General features: G+C 65.5%; 23 protein-coding genes. 11 read left to right on the top strand and 12 right to left on the bottom strand.

Annotation, left to right across the window (positions count from 1 at the left end; translation table 11 throughout):
* From Q0071_RS09420 to Q0071_RS09390, 8 genes are all read left to right on the top strand, one after another.
* Nucleotides 1-459 (top strand): YebC/PmpR family DNA-binding transcriptional regulator (locus Q0071_RS09420; protein ID WP_298167949.1); only part of this gene is annotated, 459 nt, incomplete at its 5' end.
* A 16-nt stretch (nucleotides 460-475) separates the two neighbouring features.
* Nucleotides 476-826 (top strand): DUF3147 family protein, encoded by a 351-nt coding sequence (locus Q0071_RS09415; RefSeq protein ID WP_298167944.1) that lies wholly within the window; start codon nucleotides 476-478, stop codon nucleotides 824-826.
* A 1-nt stretch (nucleotide 827) separates the two neighbouring features.
* A complete protein-coding gene (gene ruvC / locus Q0071_RS09410) occupies nucleotides 828-1,304 on the top strand; it encodes a crossover junction endodeoxyribonuclease RuvC (RefSeq protein WP_298167941.1) in 477 nt (158 codons plus the stop codon).
* A 56-nt stretch (nucleotides 1,305-1,360) separates the two neighbouring features.
* Nucleotides 1,361-1,981 (top strand): Holliday junction branch migration protein RuvA, encoded by a 621-nt coding sequence (gene ruvA / locus Q0071_RS09405; RefSeq protein WP_298167938.1) that lies wholly within the window; start codon nucleotides 1,361-1,363, stop codon nucleotides 1,979-1,981.
* 56 nt (nucleotides 1,982-2,037) lie between these two features.
* Nucleotides 2,038-2,283 carry a hypothetical protein gene (locus Q0071_RS09400; protein WP_298167935.1) on the top strand — a complete coding sequence of 82 codons (246 nt, stop codon included), beginning with the start codon at nucleotides 2,038-2,040 and terminating at the stop codon, nucleotides 2,281-2,283.
* Entirely contained in the window at nucleotides 2,174-2,578 is a 405-nt protein-coding gene (locus Q0071_RS22530) for a type II toxin-antitoxin system RelE/ParE family toxin (protein WP_366886315.1), read from the top strand. The genes Q0071_RS09400 and Q0071_RS22530 overlap by 110 nt, the downstream gene beginning before the upstream one ends.
* Nucleotides 2,575-3,609: a Holliday junction branch migration DNA helicase RuvB gene (ruvB, locus tag Q0071_RS09395; protein ID WP_298167933.1), complete on the top strand. Its 1,035-nt coding sequence runs from the start codon at nucleotides 2,575-2,577 to the stop codon at nucleotides 3,607-3,609. Before Q0071_RS22530 ends, ruvB begins: the two co-directional genes overlap by 4 nt.
* A gap of 224 nt (nucleotides 3,610-3,833) precedes the next feature.
* Entirely contained in the window at nucleotides 3,834-4,811 is a 978-nt protein-coding gene (locus Q0071_RS09390) for a PEP-CTERM sorting domain-containing protein (protein ID WP_298167930.1), read from the top strand.
* Nucleotides 4,812-4,917: 106 nt separating this feature from the next.
* On the opposite strand, the gene acnA is transcribed toward Q0071_RS09390, so the two are convergent.
* Both acnA and Q0071_RS09380 read right to left on the bottom strand, forming a co-directional pair.
* Entirely contained in the window at nucleotides 4,918-7,587 is a 2,670-nt protein-coding gene (gene acnA, locus Q0071_RS09385; protein WP_298167927.1) for an aconitate hydratase AcnA, read from the bottom strand.
* 181 nt (nucleotides 7,588-7,768) lie between these two features.
* Nucleotides 7,769-8,674, bottom strand: a complete 906-nt coding sequence (locus Q0071_RS09380) for a DMT family transporter (protein ID WP_298167926.1) — start codon at nucleotides 8,672-8,674, stop codon at nucleotides 7,769-7,771.
* Nucleotides 8,675-8,877: 203 nt separating this feature from the next.
* Between Q0071_RS09380 and Q0071_RS09375 the strand changes: the two genes are divergently transcribed.
* Nucleotides 8,878-10,278, top strand: coding sequence for a L,D-transpeptidase family protein (locus Q0071_RS09375; protein WP_298167923.1), 1,401 nt, complete (start codon nucleotides 8,878-8,880; stop codon nucleotides 10,276-10,278).
* A gap of 66 nt (nucleotides 10,279-10,344) precedes the next feature.
* Here the strand turns inward: Q0071_RS09375 and Q0071_RS09370 are convergent, their stop codons facing one another.
* The 10 genes from Q0071_RS09370 to Q0071_RS09325 form a co-directional block, all read right to left on the bottom strand.
* Nucleotides 10,345-10,968 (bottom strand): murein L,D-transpeptidase catalytic domain-containing protein, encoded by a 624-nt coding sequence (locus Q0071_RS09370; protein WP_298167920.1) that lies wholly within the window; start codon nucleotides 10,966-10,968, stop codon nucleotides 10,345-10,347.
* A 20-nt stretch (nucleotides 10,969-10,988) separates the two neighbouring features.
* Nucleotides 10,989-11,483, bottom strand: coding sequence for a GNAT family N-acetyltransferase (locus Q0071_RS09365; RefSeq protein WP_298167918.1), 495 nt, complete (start codon nucleotides 11,481-11,483; stop codon nucleotides 10,989-10,991).
* A 10-nt stretch (nucleotides 11,484-11,493) separates the two neighbouring features.
* Nucleotides 11,494-12,021 carry a TIGR02281 family clan AA aspartic protease gene (locus tag Q0071_RS09360; RefSeq protein ID WP_298167915.1) on the bottom strand — a complete coding sequence of 176 codons (528 nt, stop codon included), beginning with the start codon at nucleotides 12,019-12,021 and terminating at the stop codon, nucleotides 11,494-11,496.
* A gap of 75 nt (nucleotides 12,022-12,096) precedes the next feature.
* Entirely contained in the window at nucleotides 12,097-12,630 is a 534-nt protein-coding gene (locus Q0071_RS09355; protein ID WP_298167913.1) for a hypothetical protein, read from the bottom strand.
* Between the two features lie 3 nt (nucleotides 12,631-12,633).
* A complete protein-coding gene (gene ispG / locus Q0071_RS09350; RefSeq protein WP_298167910.1) occupies nucleotides 12,634-13,767 on the bottom strand; it encodes a flavodoxin-dependent (E)-4-hydroxy-3-methylbut-2-enyl-diphosphate synthase in 1,134 nt (377 codons plus the stop codon).
* An 8-nt stretch (nucleotides 13,768-13,775) separates the two neighbouring features.
* Nucleotides 13,776-14,330: an N-acetyltransferase gene (locus tag Q0071_RS09345; RefSeq protein ID WP_298167952.1), complete on the bottom strand. Its 555-nt coding sequence runs from the start codon at nucleotides 14,328-14,330 to the stop codon at nucleotides 13,776-13,778.
* 39 nt (nucleotides 14,331-14,369) lie between these two features.
* The gene (locus Q0071_RS09340) at nucleotides 14,370-14,924 is read right to left on the bottom strand and encodes a DUF924 family protein (RefSeq protein WP_298167907.1); all 555 of its coding nucleotides are present in this window, start codon (nucleotides 14,922-14,924) and stop codon (nucleotides 14,370-14,372) included.
* Nucleotides 14,925-14,934: 10 nt separating this feature from the next.
* Entirely contained in the window at nucleotides 14,935-15,357 is a 423-nt protein-coding gene (locus tag Q0071_RS09335; protein WP_298167904.1) for a hypothetical protein, read from the bottom strand.
* Nucleotides 15,358-15,541: 184 nt separating this feature from the next.
* Nucleotides 15,542-16,969: a metalloprotease TldD gene (gene tldD, locus Q0071_RS09330; protein WP_298167901.1), complete on the bottom strand. Its 1,428-nt coding sequence runs from the start codon at nucleotides 16,967-16,969 to the stop codon at nucleotides 15,542-15,544.
* Between the two features lie 42 nt (nucleotides 16,970-17,011).
* Nucleotides 17,012-17,209 carry a zinc-finger domain-containing protein gene (locus Q0071_RS09325; RefSeq protein WP_298167899.1) on the bottom strand — a complete coding sequence of 66 codons (198 nt, stop codon included), beginning with the start codon at nucleotides 17,207-17,209 and terminating at the stop codon, nucleotides 17,012-17,014.
* Nucleotides 17,210-17,304: 95 nt separating this feature from the next.
* On the opposite strand from Q0071_RS09325, the gene Q0071_RS09320 reads away from it, so the two are divergent.
* Both Q0071_RS09320 and Q0071_RS09315 read left to right on the top strand, forming a co-directional pair.
* On the top strand, nucleotides 17,305-18,261 hold the full coding sequence (locus Q0071_RS09320; RefSeq protein WP_298167896.1) for an ABC transporter ATP-binding protein: 957 nt from the start codon (nucleotides 17,305-17,307) through the stop codon (nucleotides 18,259-18,261).
* Between the two features lie 403 nt (nucleotides 18,262-18,664).
* A partial coding sequence (locus Q0071_RS09315; protein WP_298167893.1) for an FAD-dependent oxidoreductase occupies nucleotides 18,665-19,383 on the top strand: 719 nt, incomplete at its 3' end.

The raw sequence follows: 19,383 nt of genomic DNA, 5'->3' as shown, positions 1-19,383 counted from the left end.
GACAACCGCAACCGCACCGCCACCAACGTGCGCACCGCCTTTGCCAAGAACGGCGGCAACCTCGGCGCCTCGGGCGCGGTGAGCCACGGGTTCGAGCGGCTCGGCCTGATCGAGTATCCGGGCAAGGTCGGCGACGAAGAGAAAGTCCTCGAAGCCGCGATCGAAGCGGGCGCGGACGACGTCGAATCCGATATGGGCGACGGCGACGAGAACCCCGGCAGCCACCAGATCTGGGTGTCGATCGACCAGCTCCACCCCGTCGCGCGCGAGCTTGAAAAGACGCTGGGCGAGGCTGAAGGCGTGAAGCTGGCGTGGAAGCCCAGCCTGAAAACCACCGTCGATGCGGAAACCGCCGCGACCCTGCTCAAGCTGATCGACGTGCTGGATGACGACGACGACGTCCAGACCGTCTGGGGCAACTACGAGATACCTGACGACGTGATGGAAAAGCTGGGCTGATGCCCGGCAGCCGCCCATGATGCCACTTGCCATCAAGGCGCTGCTCTCGGGCCTGCTCATCGCGCTCATTTCGGAAATCGGGCGCAAGCTGCCCACGGTGGGCGCACTCGTCGCCTCACTGCCGCTCGTCTCGGTGCTCGGCATGATCCTGCTCTGGCGCGCGCGGCCCGATGCGGAGAACATGGCGATCCATGCCGAGGCGACCTTCTGGTACGTCCTGCCCAGCCTGCCGATGTTCCTCGTGATCCCCGCGCTGCTGCGCCACGGCGTATCCTTCTGGATCGCGCTCGCGGCGGGCTGTGCGCTGACCGTGGCGCTCTACCTCGGCATGATGCACATCGGCCCGCGTTTTGGGCTAAAACTCTGACATGATCATCATCGGCATCGATCCCGGCCTCACCTGCACCGGCTGGGGCGTGGTCGCCAAGGCTGGCAGCCGCCTGAGCCACGTCGCCAACGGCCAGATCCGCACCAATGCCAAGACCTCGATGGCCGAGCGGCTGGTAGAGCTCGACGACGGCCTCGCCGCCGTGATCGCCGCGCACCGCCCGGATACCGGCGCGGTGGAGGAAGTCTTCGTCAACAAGAACCCGCAGTCCACGCTCAAGCTGGGGCAGGCGCGCGGCGTTGCAATGCTGGCGGTGGCGCGGGCAGGCCTGTCCGTCGCCGAATACCCCACCAAGGTCATCAAGAAGGCACTGGTCGGCACGGGCGGCGCGGAAAAGGCGCAAGTGCAGGCCATGCTCAAGGTGCTGCTCCCCGGCGTCACCCTCGCGGGCGAAGACGCGGCGGATGCGCTGGCGGTGGCGATCACCCATGCCAACATGATCGGCAGCCACCGGTAACCGGGCTTGCCGTGGCGGGCTTGCCCCGTACTGGGTTCGCTGCCATAGAACAAACCATGATCGCAAAGCTTACCGGCCTGCTCGATGATTTCGGCCCCGACTGGGCGATCATCGACGTGAACGGCGTCGGCTACCTCGTCCATTGCTCGGCCAAGACGCTGGAGCGCCTCGGTATTCGCGGCGACAAGGTCGTGATCCACACCGAGCTTCAGGTTTCCGAGAACGACCAGCGCCTGATCGGCTTCACCAGCGCGGGCGAGCGTGGCTGGTTCCGCCTGCTGACGGCGGTTCAGGGCGTGGGCAGCAAGGTCGCGCTCGCGATCCTCTCCGCGCTCTCGGTCGAAGACCTCCTGCGCGCCTGCGCCAGCGGCGATGCCGCGATGGTCGCCCGCGCGCAGGGCGTAGGGCCGAAGCTTGCCGGCCGCATCGTCAACGAACTCAAGGACAAGGCTGGCGGCATCGGCCCGATCTCCGCCGGCGCCGGCAGCCCGCCGATCGAAGGCCTCGCCGCCATGCCAGCCGGTTCGGCCAGCGCCGATGCGATCTCCGCCCTCCAGAACCTCGGCTTCAAGCCCGCCACCGCGAGCATGGCCGTGGCAGCAGCGGTCAAGGAACTGGGCGACGATGCACCGCTCAACGATCTCGTGCGCGTGGCGCTGAAGCGGGCGACGGGGTGATGGATGCCATCGCAAACGACCTTGCTGCCCTCGCCAAGTTGAAGGATAATCGCAAGATGACCGACCTCAGCTTCTCCCTCCCCTCCTCGCTGCAAAGCAAGCTCGACCAGCGCATCGCCGACGGCGGCTATCTTGATACCGCAGAGTACCTGCGCGATTTGATCCGGCGTGATCTGGCGGAAGCGGACGAGGATGCCGCATGGGTCCGGGCGCGATTGGCTGAAGGCGAAGCTTCAGGATACCTTGAAACCGATCCACGCGATGTGCTCAGGGAGATCATGGCGAAATTGCCTGATGCATGAAGTGCGAATTTCCAGGGAGGCTCGGGCTGACCTTGAGGAAATACAGCTGCGCGGCTTGACCGAGTTTGGAGTACAGACCACGCGTGCCTTCATGGCAGGCTTTGATGATATCTTCGCGAGACTGAAGATGTATCCGCTGATTGGCAGAGCGCGTCCGGAGTATGGCCACGCTGTCCGGAGTTGTCTTCACTCGCCCTACCTTGTCTTCTACCGCATTGAGGCCGATGTCGTGTCGATTCAGCGTGTGCTCCACACGTCAAGGCGAACCCAAGCTCTAGGCCGTGCGGAGCCATGACCGATAACCCCATCCTTACCCCCCGCCGCCAGGCCGATGATGCGGACGCCGCGCTGCGGCCCAAGACGCTCGCCGAATTCGTCGGGCAGGAGGGTGCGCGCGAGAACCTTCATGTGTTCATCGAAAGCGCGCGTCAGCGCGGTGAGGCGATGGATCATGTGCTGTTCTATGGCCCGCCCGGCCTGGGCAAGACGACGCTCGCCGCGATCATTGCGCGCGAGATGGGAGTCAATTTTCGCGCAACCTCCGGCCCGGTGATCGCCAAGGCGGGCGATCTGGCGGCGCTGCTCACCAATCTGGAAGCAGGCGATGTGCTGTTCATCGACGAGATCCACCGCCTCAATCCCGTGGTCGAGGAAGTGCTCTATCCGGCGATGGAGGACCGCGCGCTCGATCTCATCATCGGTGAGGGGCCATCGGCGCGATCGGTGCGGATCGATCTGCCGCCCTTCACCCTGATCGGCGCGACCACCCGCGCGGGCCTCCTCGCCACCCCTTTGCGAGACCGGTTCGGCATTCCCGTCAGGCTCCAGTTCTACACCGTGGCGGAGCTTGAGCGCGTGGTCACGCGCGGGGCCGGACTGCTCGGCATCGGCGTTGATCAGGGCGGTGCGGGGGAAATCGCCCGCCGATCACGCGGCACCCCGCGCGTGGCCGGAAGGCTGCTGCGGCGGGTACGCGATTTCGCGCAAGTCGCTGGCGCAGACGTGATTTCCCGCGCAGTGGCGGACAGCGCGCTGACCCGGCTCGAAGTCGATTCGCTCGGGCTCGATCTGCAGGATCGGCGCTACCTCGGCATGATTGCGGATATCTACAAAGGCGGTCCGGTGGGCGTGGAAACGCTGGCGGCCGGGCTATCCGAGCCGCGCGACACGATCGAGGACGTGATCGAACCCTATCTCATCCAGCTCGGCCTCGTCGCGCGCACCGCGCGTGGCCGATGCCTCAACGATCGCGGCTGGCGCCACCTGGGACTCACCCCGCCATCGGCCGATCTCCCCGGCCTCTTCGGTGAGGGCTCCGCCGATTAGTGGTAAACGCTGATAGCGTAACGGAAGGGTCAATTCGGTTCCAGTTTGGTACAGACTTGTCCTGGCGGCCCGAAATGACCCAATTCGGGGCCCCGGAAGGGGGCGAAACCCGGTTAACAGCATTGCCGCCGCCGGTCTGATCTGCGTTGTTCGATCTGTCAGGAGAGGGTTTGTCCACCATTGGGTGGCTAGGTCCAGCTCCACGGGAACAGAGAGCAACGATCATGTCGGTTCGGATGGCATTGGCAAAACTGGCGGCCTGCGCAGCAGGCGGGGCTGTGCTGGGCGGTGGTGCGGTGCACGTTTCGGAAGCACCGTCGGCGGCCGAAATCCACCACGTGAAGCCGATCAAGGTCAAGCAGGTGAAGCGGCACTATGCCAGCGTGGTCAAGCCGCGGCCGGTCCACCGCCTGCGCCGCGTGGTCAAGACCACCGTCACCAAGTCCTGTGCGATGCCGCAGCAGCAGATGGCCTATGCCCCCGTGCCCTATATGGCACCGATGCCGCCGCAGGCGGCGGGTGGCGGCGGCGGTGCGGTGCCAGTGGTCGTCGGTGGCGGCGGGATCGGCGGCTTCGGCGGCGGGTTCTTCGGCGGCTTCTTCGGCGGCAGCAGCGGCGGCGGAAGCGTGGTGGTCTCCTCGACCAGCACCGGCTCCACCTCGACTTCGGGCGGCTCCACCTCCGGCGGCTCGACATCGACCTCGGGTGGCTCGACTTCGACGTCCGGCGGTTCGACTTCGAGCGGCAACATCTCGACCTCGACGTCCAGCGGCAACGTCTCGACCAGTTCGGGCGCGGTGACGAGCAGCACCTCGACATCGTCGGGCAACGTCAGCACCTCTTCGGGCAACGTTTCCACCAGCTCGGGCAATGTCAGCACATCCTCGGGCAACGTTTCCACCAGCTCGTCGACCTCGACCAGCTCGGGCAACGTGACGAGCAGCTCGTCAACCTCGTCGTCGACGTCGTCCTCGACGTCTTCTTCGACCTCGTCGTCTTCGTCCACATCGGGCTCCTCGTCGACGTCGAGCAGCACCAGCAGCTCGTCTTCTTCGAACGGCGGAAGCACCTCGACGACCTCGTCGAACGGCGGCACGCCGGTTCCCGAACCTTCGATGGTCCTGCTGTTCGGCGCTGCCGCTGCAGGGCTCGTCGGGCGGCGCCGCCACGGCCTCAAGGCGAAGGACCGAGCAGCAGCCTGAACAACCAACTTCCGCGGGCCGTCACGGACGAAGCAGACGCGGACAAAAGGAAAGGGCGGCTCCGGGGGGAGCCGCCCTTTCTGATTCCGGCAACTGCTGGCGGCGCTCAGGCTGCCAGGTTGCGCAGCACGTACTGCAGGATGCCGCCGTTGAGGTAGTATTCCAGTTCGTTGGCCGTATCGATGCGGCACAGTGCCTTGAAGGTGAAGGTCGAGCCATCGGCGCGCGTCACCTCGACCTCGACATCCTGACGCGGCTTCAGCCCCGCCACGCCGCGGATGGTGAAGGTGTCATCACCCGTCAGCCCCAGCGTCTCGCGCGATTCGCCTTCGAGGAACTGCAGCGGCAGTACGCCCATGCCGACGAGGTTCGAGCGGTGGATGCGCTCGAAGCTTTCGACAATCACCGCCCGCACGCCGAGCAGGTTGGTGCCCTTGGCCGCCCAGTCGCGGCTGGAGCCGGTGCCGTATTCCTTGCCGGCGATGACGACGAGCGGCGTGCCATCGGCCTTGTGCTTCATCGCCACGTCGTAGATCGCGCCGACATCGCTGCCGTAGCGGCTCATGCCGCCTTCGATCCCGGGCACCATCTCGTTCTTGATGCGGATGTTGGCGAAGGTGCCGCGCATCATCACTTCGTGGTGGCCGCGGCGCGCGCCGTAGGAGTTGAAGTCCGCCTTGGCGACCTGGTGCTCCATCAGCCACTTGCCCGCCGGGCTGTCAGCCTTGATCGAACCGGCCGGCGAGATGTGGTCGGTGGTGATCGAATCGCCGAGGATCGCCAGCGGTTTGGCCTCGATGATGTCGCTCACCGGTGCCGGGGTCATGCTCATGCCCTCGAAGTAGGGCGGGTTGGCGACGTAAGTGCTACCTGCGCGCCAGCTGTAGGTTTCCGAGCCCGTGACGTTGATCGCCTGCCAGTGCACATCACCCTTGTAGACGTCGGCATAGCGCGCCTGGAACATCGCGCGGTCCATGCAGCCGGCCATCGTCGAATAGACTTCGGCATTGGTCGGCCAGATGTCCTTGAGATAGACGTCCACGCCATCCTTGCTCTGGCCGATCGGCGTCGAGATGAAGTCTTCGATCACCGTGCCCTTGAGCGCGTAAGCCACCACCAGCGGCGGGCTGGCGAGGAAGTTCGCGCGCACGTCGGGCGAGACGCGGCCCTCGAAGTTGCGGTTGCCGGAAATGACGGCGGCAGCGACGAGGCCGTTGTCGTTGATCGCCTTGCTGATCGGTTCGGCCAGCGGGCCAGAGTTGCCGATGCAGGTGGTGCAGCCATAGCCGACGAGGTTGAAACCGACCGCGTCGAGGTGCTCCTGCAGCCCGGCGCGGACAAGGTAGTCGGTCACGACTTGCGAGCCCGGAGCCAGCGAGGTCTTGACCCAGGGCTTGGGCTTCAGCCCGAGCTCGTTGGCCTTCTTGGCAACGAGACCCGCCGCCACCAGCACGCCCGGGTTCGAGGTATTGGTGCAGCTGGTGATCGCCGCGATGGTCACGTCGCCATCACCGATGTCGAAGTCCCTGCCTTCAACCGGCACGCGCTGCTGCGCCTTCTTGTAGACGTTCGCCATGTCGGCGTTGAACACATCGTCGACGTCGGGCAGCGAAACGCGGTCCTGCGGGCGCTTCGGGCCGGCGAGGCTGGGCACCACGGTCGCAAGGTCCAGTTCGAGCGTCGAGGTGAACACCGGCTCGACCGAAGGATCGATCCAGAAGCCCTGCGCCTTGGCATAAGCCTCGGTCAGCGCGATCTGATCTTCCTCGCGGCCCGTCAGGCGCATGTAGTCCAGGGTCTTTTCGTCGATGCCGAAGAAGCCGCACGTCGCGCCATATTCCGGCGCCATGTTGGCGAGTGTCGCGCGGTCCGCCAGCGTGAGCGAGGCAAGACCGGGGCCATAGTATTCGACGAAACGGCCGACCACGCCGTGCTTGCGCAGCATGTTGGTGCAGGTCAGCACGAGGTCGGTCGCGGTGACGCCTTCCTTCAGCTCACCGGTGAACTTGAAGCCGACCACTTCGGGGATCAGCATCGAAACCGGCTGGCCGAGCATCGCGGCCTCGGCCTCGATCCCGCCGACGCCCCAGCCCAGCACGCCGAGGCCGTTGATCATCGTGGTGTGGCTATCGGTGCCAACGCAAGTATCGGGATAGGCGACTGTCGCGCCGTCCGGCCCCTCGCTCGTCCACACCGCCTGCGCGATGTGCTCGAGGTTGACCTGGTGGCAGATGCCCGTGCCCGGAGGCACCGCCTTGAAGTTCGCAAGGCTCTTGGAGCCCCACTTGAGGAAGTCATAGCGCTCGCCGTTGCGGTAGTACTCGATCTCGACGTTCTGCTCGAAGGCCTTGGGATGGCCGAACTCGTCGACCATGACCGAGTGGTCGATCACGAGGTGCACGGGCACCTGCGGGTTGATCTTGCTGGTATCGCCGCCCAGCTTGGCGATGGCATCGCGCATCGCGGCAAGATCGACGACGCAAGGCACGCCGGTGAAATCCTGAAGCAGCACGCGCGCCGGGCGGTACTGGATTTCGCGGCTGCTGGAGGGATCCTTCTGCCAGTCGACCAGCGCCTTGATGTCATCGGTCGAAACGGTGAATCCGCCATCCTCGAAGCGCAGCAGGTTTTCGAGCAGGACTTTCATCGAAAAGGGCAGGCGGGAAACATCGCCGTAGGCCGCGGCGGCCTTGCCGAGCGCGTAATAAGCGTAGTTCTTGCCGCCGACGGTAAGCGTGCTGCGTGCGCCGAGCGTGTCCTGTCCGACCTGGGTCATGGCTTAGCGTAATCCCTTAAAGTTGATGCCGTTTGCCGCGCCGGAGCCGCCCCCGAGGGCACGGGTGCCCGATGCGCCGAGACAGCCCGCGCGTCAAGGCTTGGAGGCTGCGTGAAGTGCATAGTTTGCATGCAAAACATGCGCGCGAACGCGGCCCTGCGTTCCCGGCCGTCTCGCCCGGTCAGGCGCGCTCGGCGGCGGTTTCCGATGCGGGCTTGCGCCGCAGCGCGATCAGGCAGCCCGCCACGATCAGCACCACGCCGGCAAGGGTGCGCACCGTCAGCGGTTCGGAAAACACGATCCAGCCCGTCAGCGCCGCCCAGATGAACGCGGTGTATTCCAGCGGCACCAGCACCTGCGCTTCGGCGCGGGCATAGGCCCAGCCCAGCAGCATCAGCGATCCCGTCGAGAGCACGGCAGAGGCTGAAAGCACCAGCCACATCTGCGCCGGCGGCATCGGCGCAAACCACCATGCGCCAAGGCCGAGCAGGCAGAAGATGAAGAAGGTCTGGAAGAACGATATCTCCTCCGGCCCCGCAAGCTGCGACTGCCGCCGCTGCAGCACGAGGTTCACCGCATAGAGCACCGCCGAAAGCAGGATCGCGATCAGCCCGTGGACGCTTTCGGTGTTGTATTGCCCGCCGAACTTGCCCGCCGCGATCAGGCCCACGCCGCCCAGCGCCAGCACCGATCCCGCCACCGCCCGCCGCGAAAGCTCCTCGCCCAGCGTTGCAGCCGCCAGATAGAGCGCGAGCAGCGGGGCAACGAAGGACAGCGCCATGGCCTCGGCCACCGGGGTCCGCGCAAGTCCATAGAAGAACAGCACCGCCATCACTCCCGAAACGCCCGAGCGCATCAGATGGAGCCGCATGGCCTCGCGCCCCGGCAACCGGCGCCGGCCGTCCTTGTTGCCGCGCGCCAGCCAGACCGGCAGCATGATCAGCGAACCGACCAGATTGCGCCAGAACAGCGCGGCATAGGCCCCCACCGCCAGTGCGGCGATCTTCATGAACCCGTCCATCACGCCGAAGCAGGCTAGGCCGGTCAGGGCGGAAAGGATCGGGAGCAAGGGGGCGGAGCGCTTCATCGCCCGCCCATAGCGACCCCGCTGGCGGAGTGCAAAGGCGAGGCCCATCGCCCATGCCCGCCCCATGTCGCAATTCAGCAAACAGTCAGCCGCCTTGCTTGATTGGAACACCAGCTTGGGGCAGGAATTAGTGTGTAGCCGGGCGCCCAAACAGGGAAAGACATCAGCGAATGCATATGATCCATCGGTCCAGTCTCAGCAGCATGCTCTGCACGGCAGCGATCGGCTGGGCCGTGCTTGGCGCCCCCGCCGCCGCCCGGCAGGGCCCGGTCGATCTGACCGCAGCGGCCCAGCCCGCCAAGCCCGCACCGAATGTCAACGCACCCAAGCCCGCGCCGAGTCCCACGGCCACGGCACCGGCACCGTCAGCCCAGGCAACCCCGACGCCTGCCGACGCTGCCACGGCAGCCCCCGTGCCGGTGTTTCAGCCGGTGCCGCCGCCGCTTGCGCACTGGACACTCGCCGATGCGCAGGCGCTGCTCGCATCGATCAAGGGAATCCGCACCGAGGGCCTGACCCCTGCCGACTACGAGCCGGCGAATCTGGCCGCCGCCATCGCCAAGGGTGAAGGCGACGATCTCGATGCGCTCGCCAGCCGCCTCTTCGTCTGGCTCGCCGAAGACCTGCGCGATGGCCGCACGCCGATGCCCGCGCGCGTGCAATGGTTCGCGATCGATCCCGATCAGGACCTTCACCCCAATTCGCAGCTCCTTGCGCAGGCGACCGAGACGCACGACATTCCGGGCGTACTCGCCTCGCTCAACCCCACGCACCCCGATTATGCCCTGCTGCGCGACATGCTGGCCAAGGCCAAGGAGCCGCGCCAGATCGGCATGATCAAGGCCAACATGGACCGCTGGCGCTGGCTGGCGCGCGACATGGGGCTGCAATACCTCATCATCAACGTGCCGGAGCAGGAGCTCCGGCTCACGGTGAACAACAAGATCATCCGCACCTACCGCGCCATCGTCGGCAAGCCGGGCAAGACCGCCACGCCGCAGCTGGCCGAGCAGGTCAAGAACGTGGTGTTCAACCCGACCTGGACCGTGCCGCAGTCGATCGTGGTGGGTGAAGGCCTTGGCCAGAAGCTGATCGCCAGCCCCGCGCTTGCCAAGCGGCAGGGCTATGTCGCGACCAAGAGCGCGGACGGCACGATCACCGTGGTGCAGCAGCCGGGCGATAACAATTCGCTCGGCCGCGTGAAGCTCGACATGCCCAACGAGCACGCGATCTACATCCACGATACGCCCAACCGGAACCTCTTCGCGCTCCCTACGCGCACGCTCAGCCCCGGCTGCATCCGCGCCGCACGCGCCACCGAACTCGCGATGACCATGGCGATCCTCGGCGCCGATCTGCCGCCCGAAACCGCGGTACAGTACAACCTCTCGGGCAAGTACACCAAGGTGCCGATGACCAAGCCCTGGGCGGTCTACATCACCTACTTCACCGTCGCGCGCGACGTGACCGGCCTGATGCGCAGCTTCCCGGACCTCTACAACCGCGACGCCCCGGTCATCGCCAGCTTCACCAAGCCCCGCGAACTCCACACCGACCAGCGCAAGAGCAACGAAGCGATCATCAAGCTGGATAATCCGCTGTAATAGCTCTCTCCCCTTCAGGGGAGAGGGTTGGGAGAGGGGAACGGGCACTGCGGCAATCGCGTCCCCTCAATAAATCCCCAGCCGATCCGCATAGAGCAGTCGCCCGCCCGAAAGGTGCCAGAGCGCCTCGTTGAAGTCCGCCTCGCTCATCGCGAAGCAGCCGTCGCTGCGGCCCAGCTTGCCCCATTTCTCCAGCATGGCGGGATTGGCATACCACGCCGGGTGCAGCACAATCGCGCGGTCCAGCGTATTGCTGTTTTCGGGGTCGATCCCGCCGAGCCGGATCGAGGTGCCATACTTGCCCTTGTACCACTCATAGGTGATGAACGCCCCGCGTGAGGTGGCGAGGCTGCCCACATCGTTGGAAAAGGTCTTGAGAAACCCGTCGTGCTCCGGGTCCGAACCCTTGCCATGCGCGACGAGGAACGAGCGGACTTCGCCCTTCTCCAGATCGGCGAAATGCAGGCGCGGCATGGCCGAAGGCAGCGCGAAATCGGCAACGCCTACGATATCGGTGCGCCACAGCACCGATCTGACGCGCTCCATCTGTTCCTTCGCCACGGCAAGGATGCGGCGGTTCTGTTCGGGCACGCTGTAGGGCTGGGCAAAGACGCGCAAAGGAGCGGCCGCAGCAACAGCCGTTGCCGCCGCGCCCAGGATGAGCCCGCGCCTGTTTACCAGTCCCGTCATATTGGTCTGTATACGGCGAACTACGCCGATTCTCCAGCGCCTGCGCCCAACCGTTCCAGCGCCGCGCCGTCCACCCGCATCACCGTCCACTCGTCCATCAGCCGCGCGCCGAGCTTCCTGTAGAAACCGATCGCGGGCTCGTTCCAATCGAGCACCGACCATTCGAGCCGCGCGCAATCCCGTTCCACCGCCAGCGCGGCGAGCCGCGAGAGGAGCGCCTTGCCGAGCCCGCTGCCGCGCGCCTCGGGCCGCACGAACAAGTCCTCCAGATAGATCCCCGGCTTGCCCTCGAAGGTCGAAAAATTGTGAAAGAACAAGGCAAAGCCCTGCGCCGCGCCATCGACCTCGCCGATGATCACCTCGGCATAAGGGCGCGCGCCGAAGAGCTTGGTCCCCAGCACCGCTTCATCAAACCGCACGGCGTCCGCCAGCTTCTCGTAGTCGGCAAGCGCGCGGATGAGGTCGGCGATCAGCGGCAGATCGGCGGGCGTGGCAGGGCGGATGGTCACTGTCATGCGCGCGCTCTTAGCCCGCAATCAGCAGCCGGTCACCCTTCAAGGTCACGCTGCCCAGCCGCCGCAGCGCCGATTGGCCGAGCAGGCTGACCGGCAGATCAGGCACCACGACCGCCTCGATCCCGGTCAGATCGTGCCCGCCAATGGTCAGCCGCTCGATCTCCACCGGCGCGGCCATGCCGGTGCCCGAGGCCGTCTGCAGCATCGGGCGATATTCGGAAGGATCGGGCCGCAGCCCCAGCCGGTCCGCATCATCTTCGGTCAGCGCCACCACATCCGCGCCGGTATCGACGAGAAAGCGCACCGGCTCACCGCCCACATCGACATTGAGATGGAACTGCCCCTGCGCATCGCGCGCGATCTCGACCATCTCGGCCGGCACGGCACCGCGCTTGGTCGGGGGCGCATCCTTGCTCCACGGGGAGCTATGCGCAGGCTTTGCCGGACGCTCCGCAACCTCGGATTCCACCTTGAGCCGCGGCGCCAGCAGCGCGCTGCTGATCAGCACCAGTCCGGCGATGATGATGAAGCGGTTCATGGCGGGGCCATCCTGCCCGCAGAGAGGTTATGAAACTACCAATGCTGTGGCGGAAAATAGCAAACGGGAATGGATCTACAAATCCACGCGCGCATGGGTCACAAGACGGCCAGATACTTCTCTTATTGCTTTCTCAATTGCAATTGCCTCATTGGAAAGCTTTTGAACCGAGACGCAAATCTCATCTTCGGACATTGTGGGAAAATTTACATTATGCTTACGGTGCGCTGATCGAAATAGGATTGCTCGCTCAATCAAAAGCCGGAGATCGGAATGTAACTCTTCTGGATAAGTCAGTTCCGCCAACCTGATTGCCTTAATGAGCTCTTCGATAGGATTCTCGCCTCCCTCCTGAGAGCTGGTTTGCGGGTAGAGCAAGTGCCCCATGAGCTCGATACGCGTAATAATTTCAATGCGTTTATCGAGTAGAGTCAATTTAATCTCAGCTGCTTTAAGGTCGTTCTGCTGTCTCAAGATCTCAGCTTGCTTCTTACCAACTTCCCGGGCTGCCCAGACTGCGAGCACACCGGTCGTTAATGTGGCAGCGGCAGTCCAATCAAGCGGCGCTAGTTGCCATTGCGTTTGCATTAATGTCCAACTGAGAGACATTTACTACGCCGGCACTTCGGCCTTCCCCGCGTCGGTCGTGGCCGCTTCCATCTCGGCCGCCTTGGCTTCCACCAGCGCGACGATGTGCTCAAGCATGTCCTCGTCCTGCACGGTGTGGTCGGTCACGCCCGAGAGGTAGACCATATGCTTGCCATTGCCGCCGCCGGTCAGGCCAACGTCCGTCTCGCGCGCTTCGCCCGGGCCATTGACCACACAGCCCAGCACCGAAAGCGAGATCGGCGTCTTGATGTGGCTCAGCCGGCTTTCCAGCGCCTCCACCGTGCGGATCACATCGAAGCCCTGCCGCGCGCAGCTGGGGCAGGAGACAACGCGGACACCGCGGGTGCGCAGGCCAAGCGACTTCAGGATCTCGAAGCCGACGCGCACTTCCTCTTCGGGCTCGGCCGAAAGCGAGACGCGCAGCGTATCGCCGATGCCCGCCCAGAGCAGGCTGCCAAGCCCGATCGAGGATTTGACCGTGCCGCCGATCAGCCCGCCCGCCTCGGTAATGCCCAGATGCAGCGGGCAATCGACTGCTTCGGCCAGCCCCATATAGGCCGCGACGGCAAGGAACACGTCGGAGGCCTTCACCGCCACCTTGTATTCGTGGAAATCGTGGTCCTGCAGCAGCTTGATGTGATCGAGCGCGGATTCCACCAGCGCCTCGGGGCACGGCTCGCCGTACTTTTCGAGGAGGTCCTTCTCAAGGCTGCCAGCGTTCACGCCGATGCGGATCGCGCAGCCGTTGGCCTTGGCCGCGCGCACCACTTCGGCCACGCGGTCGCTGGAGCCGATATTGCCGGGGTTGATGCGCAGGCAGGCTGCACCTGCGTCCGCCGCTTCCAGCGCGCGCTTGTAGTGGAAATGGATGTCCGCCACGATCGGCACCCGCGCCGCGCGCACGATCTTGCCCAGCGCCGCGGTGCTTTCCACATCCGGACACGAAACGCGGATGATATCCGCCCCCGCATCCTCGCAGCGACGGATCTGGTTGATCGTCGCGACGGGATCACTGGTCAGGGTGTTGGTCATGGTCTGCACCGTGATCGGCGCATCGCCGCCGACGGGGACGGACCCAACCATGATCTGGCGGCTCTTGCGGCGCGTGATATCGCGCCAGGGGCGTACGGATGACATGGGCGGCTCTATACCTTCTCAGCAGCAGCAAGGCCATGGCCTTCAGAGACAAGGCGCTTGGCATAGAGAAATTCCGGATCGCAGTGGTTGCCCACCCAGAATTCGATGTCCGCGATCTTCGCGAAGCCATAGCGGTGATAGAACCGCTGCGCTTCCGGGTTCTCGCTGTATACCGAGAGCTGGATCTCGTCGGCGCCGACTTCTTCGGCCTGCGCCATGGCCCAGTCCATCAGCTTCGCGCCCAGCCCGCCGCCGATGCGCGCGGGATCGGTGTAGAGCTGCTTGAGCTCAAGCGGCTTTTGCGCGTCGCTGTGCCCGGCTGGCATCGTGCTCTCGATCACCAGCTTGCAGAACGCCACCAGCGCGCCCTGTTCCTCGATCACGGCGATGCGCATGCCGGGATCGGCGATTTCCTTGGCCACTTTCGCCTCGCTGTGCGCCTGCGCGAGGAAGGTGGCAAAATCCTCCGGCTTGTAGAGGTGCTGGAACTTGGCGCTCACGGCGCGGCGGCCGAGATCGGCAAGTGCGGCAGTATCGGCGGGGGTGGCGGGGCGGAGCGTGATCGTCATGCGCTAGCCCATAACGCGGCGCCATGCGGATTTCTACCAGCTGTATCCCGCAACCATCGCGCGGATTTCGGCGGGCGTGCTCGCCCGGCCGAGCACAGCATTGCGGTGCGGGAAGCGCCCGAACCGCGCGATCATCCGCCAATGCGCCAGCGCAAACCGGCGATTGCGCCGCGAGCCATAGCGGGAGAACAGGGCGCAGCTGTCGCGCTGCTCGGCAATCGTTTCCGCATGCATCAGCGGCATCAGCACGAACTGGCTCGCCGCCGCAGGCAGGGCCTTGTGCCAGCCCCGCGCCACCATCCCGCGCGCCAGCACCCGCGCCGTGCCATCATGCGCAAAGGCCTGCGCCGAGCCGCGAAACATGTTGCGCGGCAGCTGGTCGAACAGGAGAATGGCCGCCTGCGCCGTATCGATGTCGCACAGGAATTCGTGTGCCGGCCGCTTTGCCATGGCCTTCAGCACCACGGCAAAGCGGCGCACGATCTGGCTATCGACGGCCTCGTCCGCCACAAACCACCGCGCTGGCCCCACATCATGGAACCAGAAATGCAGGAGATCCTGTGCCCAGGGGCGGGGCGAACGGCTCAATCAGCGTCCGTCAGTTGACCTGCGCGCCCTTGGGCGGCCTGCTGTAGGGCACGAACTGGTCGAGCGAGACAAAACCGCGCCAGAACAATCCGTTGCGATCGCGCAGCTGCACCACGTCGATATTGCACAGCTGCGGGGTGGTCAGCTGCGTGACGAGGATGTCGTTCGAATTGAGCGACGAAGCGCCCGACCTCGGCCGCTGCACATAGAGCGTGCCGCCACTGCCATAGACGATCGCGGTCTTGTCGATCACCTGCGAAGATTGGACGTTGGGCAGGTTGATGCAGTTGACGGGCTTGCCGGCGACACGGCCATCCAGAAGCTTGGCAAGCTGCTCCTCGCCGGTGAGGCGGGGGTGCGCGTCGGCAGCCGCGCCAGCCAGCAACATCGCACCGGCGGCGGCGGCGACCCCAAGCTTGGCGGCCCGGAGCATTGTAGCGTTGCGGATCATGACATGCCCTTTCTCATTCTGGTCGAAGACCAGACTGCGCCGCGCCGTCTTAACCAGCGCTGACTGTAGTTTTCCTGAGGGCTCTCTAAATCAACCTGCAGGCCCCGCGCCTACTACGCAGTTTCCCCTGTGTCGCATTTCGAGACCGTTGACCCGCCGGAGCGGATCAGGCCGTGCCGCCCACCGTGAGCCCCTCGACCAGCAAGGTCGGCTGGCCCACGCCCGCCGGCACGCTCTGTCCGCCCTTGCCGCAGACGCCGACGCCTTCATCGAGCGCCATGTCATGGCCGATCCCGGTCACGCGCGTCAGCACGCTCGGCCCGTCGCCGATCAAGGTCGCGCCCTTGATCGGCGCGCCCAGCTTGCCGTTCTCGACGCGGTAGGCCTCCGTGCAGGAAAACACGAACTTGCCGCTGGTGATATCGACCTGCCCGCCGCCGAAGGACTTGGCGAAAATGCCATTCTTGACACGGCTGAGCAGCTCGGCCGGATCGTCGTTCCCGCCGCGCATGAACGTGTTGGTCATGCGTGGCATCGGCGCGTGGGCATAGCTTTCGCGCCGCCCGTTGCCGGTGGGGGCCAGCCCCATCAGCCGCGCGCTCATGCGGTCGTGGATATAGCCCTTGAGCACGCCGTCCTCGATTAGCACGGTCTCCTCGGTCGGCGTGCCCTCGTCGTCGATCGTCAGCGAACCGCGCCGCCCGGGGATCGAGCCGTCGTCCACCACCGTCACGCCCGGCGCCGCCACCCGCTCGCCGATCCGGCCGGAAAAGGCGCTGGTTCCCTTGCGGTTGAAATCGCCTTCAAGCCCATGGCCGACCGCTTCGTGCAGCAGCACGCCGGGCCAGCCGGGCCCGAGCAGCACGGTCATCTCGCCCGCCGGGGCATCGACCGATTCGAGATTGACGAGCGCCTGTGCCAGCGCCGTATCGATCCCCCGGTTCCACGTTTCCGGCTCGAACAAGTCGTCATAGAGGCGACGCCCGCCGATCCCGAACGTGCCCGTCTCGCGCCGGCCATCGTGCTCGGCGACGATCGAGACATTGAGCCGCACCAGCGGCCGCACATCCTGCGCGACAAAGCCGTCCGCCCGCACGATCTCGACCACCGACCAGCTCGCCGAGAGGCTTGCCGAAACCTGCGCCACTCGGCTGTCGCGCGCCCGCGCCGCCGCATCGATCGTCTCGAGCAGTTTGACCTTGGCCGCGAAGGGCACCGCATCGAGCGGCGAGGCATCGGTATAAAGGTGACGGTTGTTCTGGCGCGGCGCCGGGGCGGGCGCGGCCTTGGCCGGATCGAGCAGCTTCAGCGTCTCGCCCGCGCGCGCGATGGCGGCGGCGGAAATCTCGTTGGCATGGGCAAAGCCGGTCATCTCGCCCGAAACACCGCGCAGGCCGAACCCCGCATCGCGCGAATAGTCCGCCGTCTTCAGCCGCCCGTCGTCGAAGCCGAAGCTCTCGCTCGCGATGAACTGGAGATAGAGCTCGCCGTCCTCGCAGGCGCCCAGCGCGGCCGCCGTCAGGCGTTTGGCCTCGTCAGGCGTCAGCAGGCCGGGGCGATAGAGCAGCGAGCGGGGATCGGGTGTGTGGGTCATGCGCAGGGATATAGGCAGCCCTGCCGCATCATGCCACCGCGATTACGCGTGGTCGGCAGGTCCGCCCTTGAGGACAAAGCGCCGGTCGCAATAGCCGCATTCGGCATAGCCGCGTTCGTCGATCTCGATCCACACGCGGGGATGGCCCAGCGCGGCGCCGCCACGGATGCCGTCCGCGCCGTCGCAGCGGACGCGGGTGCTGGTGGTCAGAACCGTCTCGGGTGCCTTGATCGTGCTCATGGCCGCGCGACTAGCAAACCGGCATGCCGACGACAAGCGGGTGGTTGCCCTCTCCCCCCTTTACGCCAAGCTGATCAAGGGGCAGGGAGAACGGCATGAGCAGCACCCCCGCCATCCGCATCCGCGATCTCGTCAAGCGCTACGCGCCCGCCGGCAGCAAATCGGGTGAGGGCAAGCTCGCGCTCGGCGGGGTCAGCTTCGATGTGCCGCAGGGCCAGATCTTCGGCCTGCTCGGCCCCAACGGCGCGGGCAAGTCGACCCTCATCAACACGCTTGCCGGCCTCGTCATGAAATCGTCCGGCTCGGTCGAGATCTGGGGTTTCGATATCGACAAGGAGCCGCGCAACGCCAAAGCCTCGATCGGGATCGTGCCGCAGGAGATCGTGTTCGATCCGTTCTTCACGCCGCTCGAAGTGCTCGATATCCAGGCCGGGCTCTATGGCGTCCCGCCTGCCGCGCGCCGCTCGCTCGAACTCCTCCAGTCGGTCCATCTGGCCGACAAGGCCAACGCCTATGCCCGCTCGCTTTCAGGGGGCATGAAGCGCCGCTTGCTGATCGCCAAGGCCATGGTCCACACCCCGCCGATTCTCGTGCTCGACGAGCCGACCGCAGGCGTCGACGTGGAACTCAGGCGGCTGCTCTGGGAGCTGGTGGTCGATCTTAACAATCAGGGTGTAACCATCGTCCTTACCACGCACTACCTCGAAGAGGCGGAGCAGCTGTGCGACCGCATCGCCATCATCAATCACGGTAGGCTGATCACCGATCAGCCGACGCGCGATCTGGTCGGCATGATGCGCGAGAAAATCGTGGTTCTTACGGTGGATCGCCCGATCACTGCCGCACCGCAGCATGAGGCCTTCGTCAAGAGCGTGATTTCGGGTGAGCGCGAACTGCGCGTGACCTACAACAAGGACCGCATCAACGCGGGCGGCGTGCTCGCGCTGGTGCAGTCGCTCGGGTACGGGATTGTCGATGTCTCGACCGACGAGGCAGACCTCGAGGATGTCTTCGTCAAACTGACAAGCGCCCCCGCCGGCGCAGACGCTTAACGCCCGCCGGTTACCTTGTAAGATCAACTAACCTGTTGATTTCAGACGTCGGTCTGCTCGAGAACCTGCTTCCAGTAGCCCCGGCCGGATCTCCGGATGGCGCGATTGCAGTCGCGGCACCGGCCAACATGTCGGGTGCCGTTCCACCGCACGGTGGCTGGGTCGGAACGATGGCGGTTGAACAGGCAGAAGGGCATGCGCCACAGCATGGCAAGTGATCCTGGAGAGGAGGGTCCCACTAAGTCAAACTACCATTTCGCACATGCGGAAACAAATACTCAAAATGCGCAAACATGCACTTTTTACTTAAAACCCTGTTCCGCTTCACACTTTCCAAACGGCGCGGGGACGGGCAAAGAGCATGCGTGTTTGATCGCTTTCCTGATGCGCCCCGGGTCTGGTCATGAGTGCCGCTGACCCAGCCAGCCCTGATGTCCTGATCATCGGCTCCGGCGCCGCCGGCCTGACGGCAGCGCTCGTGCTGGCCGAACGCTGCCGCGTTCTCGTGCTCGCCAAGGGCGCGCTGGACGGCGGATCGACCGCCTGGGCGCAGGGCGGCATTGCCGCCGTGCTCGATGAGGGCGATACCTTCGATGATCACATCCGCGACACCATGGTCGCCGGTGCCGGCCTCAACCGGCGCGACACCGTGGAGTTCGTGGTCGAGAACGCGCCTGCCGCGATTCGCCGCCTCGCCGATCTCGGCGTACCCTTCAATGCCGAATCCGGCGCGCTGCATCTCACGCGTGAGGGCGGCCATTCACACCGCCGCATCGTCCATGTCGACGACGCCACCGGCTGGGCCGTCCAGCAGGCGCTTATCGCCGCCGCCAAGGCCCATCCCAACATCACCCTGCGGCCCGATATGGTCGCGATCGACCTCGTTACCGACCGCCACCGCGCCGACTGCGAGAACGCCGGCCACCGCGTCTGGGGCGTCTACGCGCTCGATACCGGCACAGGCCGCGTGGAATGCTTTGCCGCGCGTGCCACGATCCTCGCCACCGGCGGCGCGGGCCGCACCTATCTCTTCAGCACCGCCCCGCGCGGCGCGACCGGAGACGGCATCGCCATGGCCTGGCGCGCGGGCTGCCGCGTCTCCAACATGGAATTCATGCAGTT

Source organism: Novosphingobium sp. (assembly GCF_027486195.1).
In the GTDB taxonomy this organism is placed as follows: domain Bacteria; phylum Pseudomonadota; class Alphaproteobacteria; order Sphingomonadales; family Sphingomonadaceae; genus Novosphingobium.
This window is presented reverse-complemented; position numbering and strand designations above follow the sequence as displayed.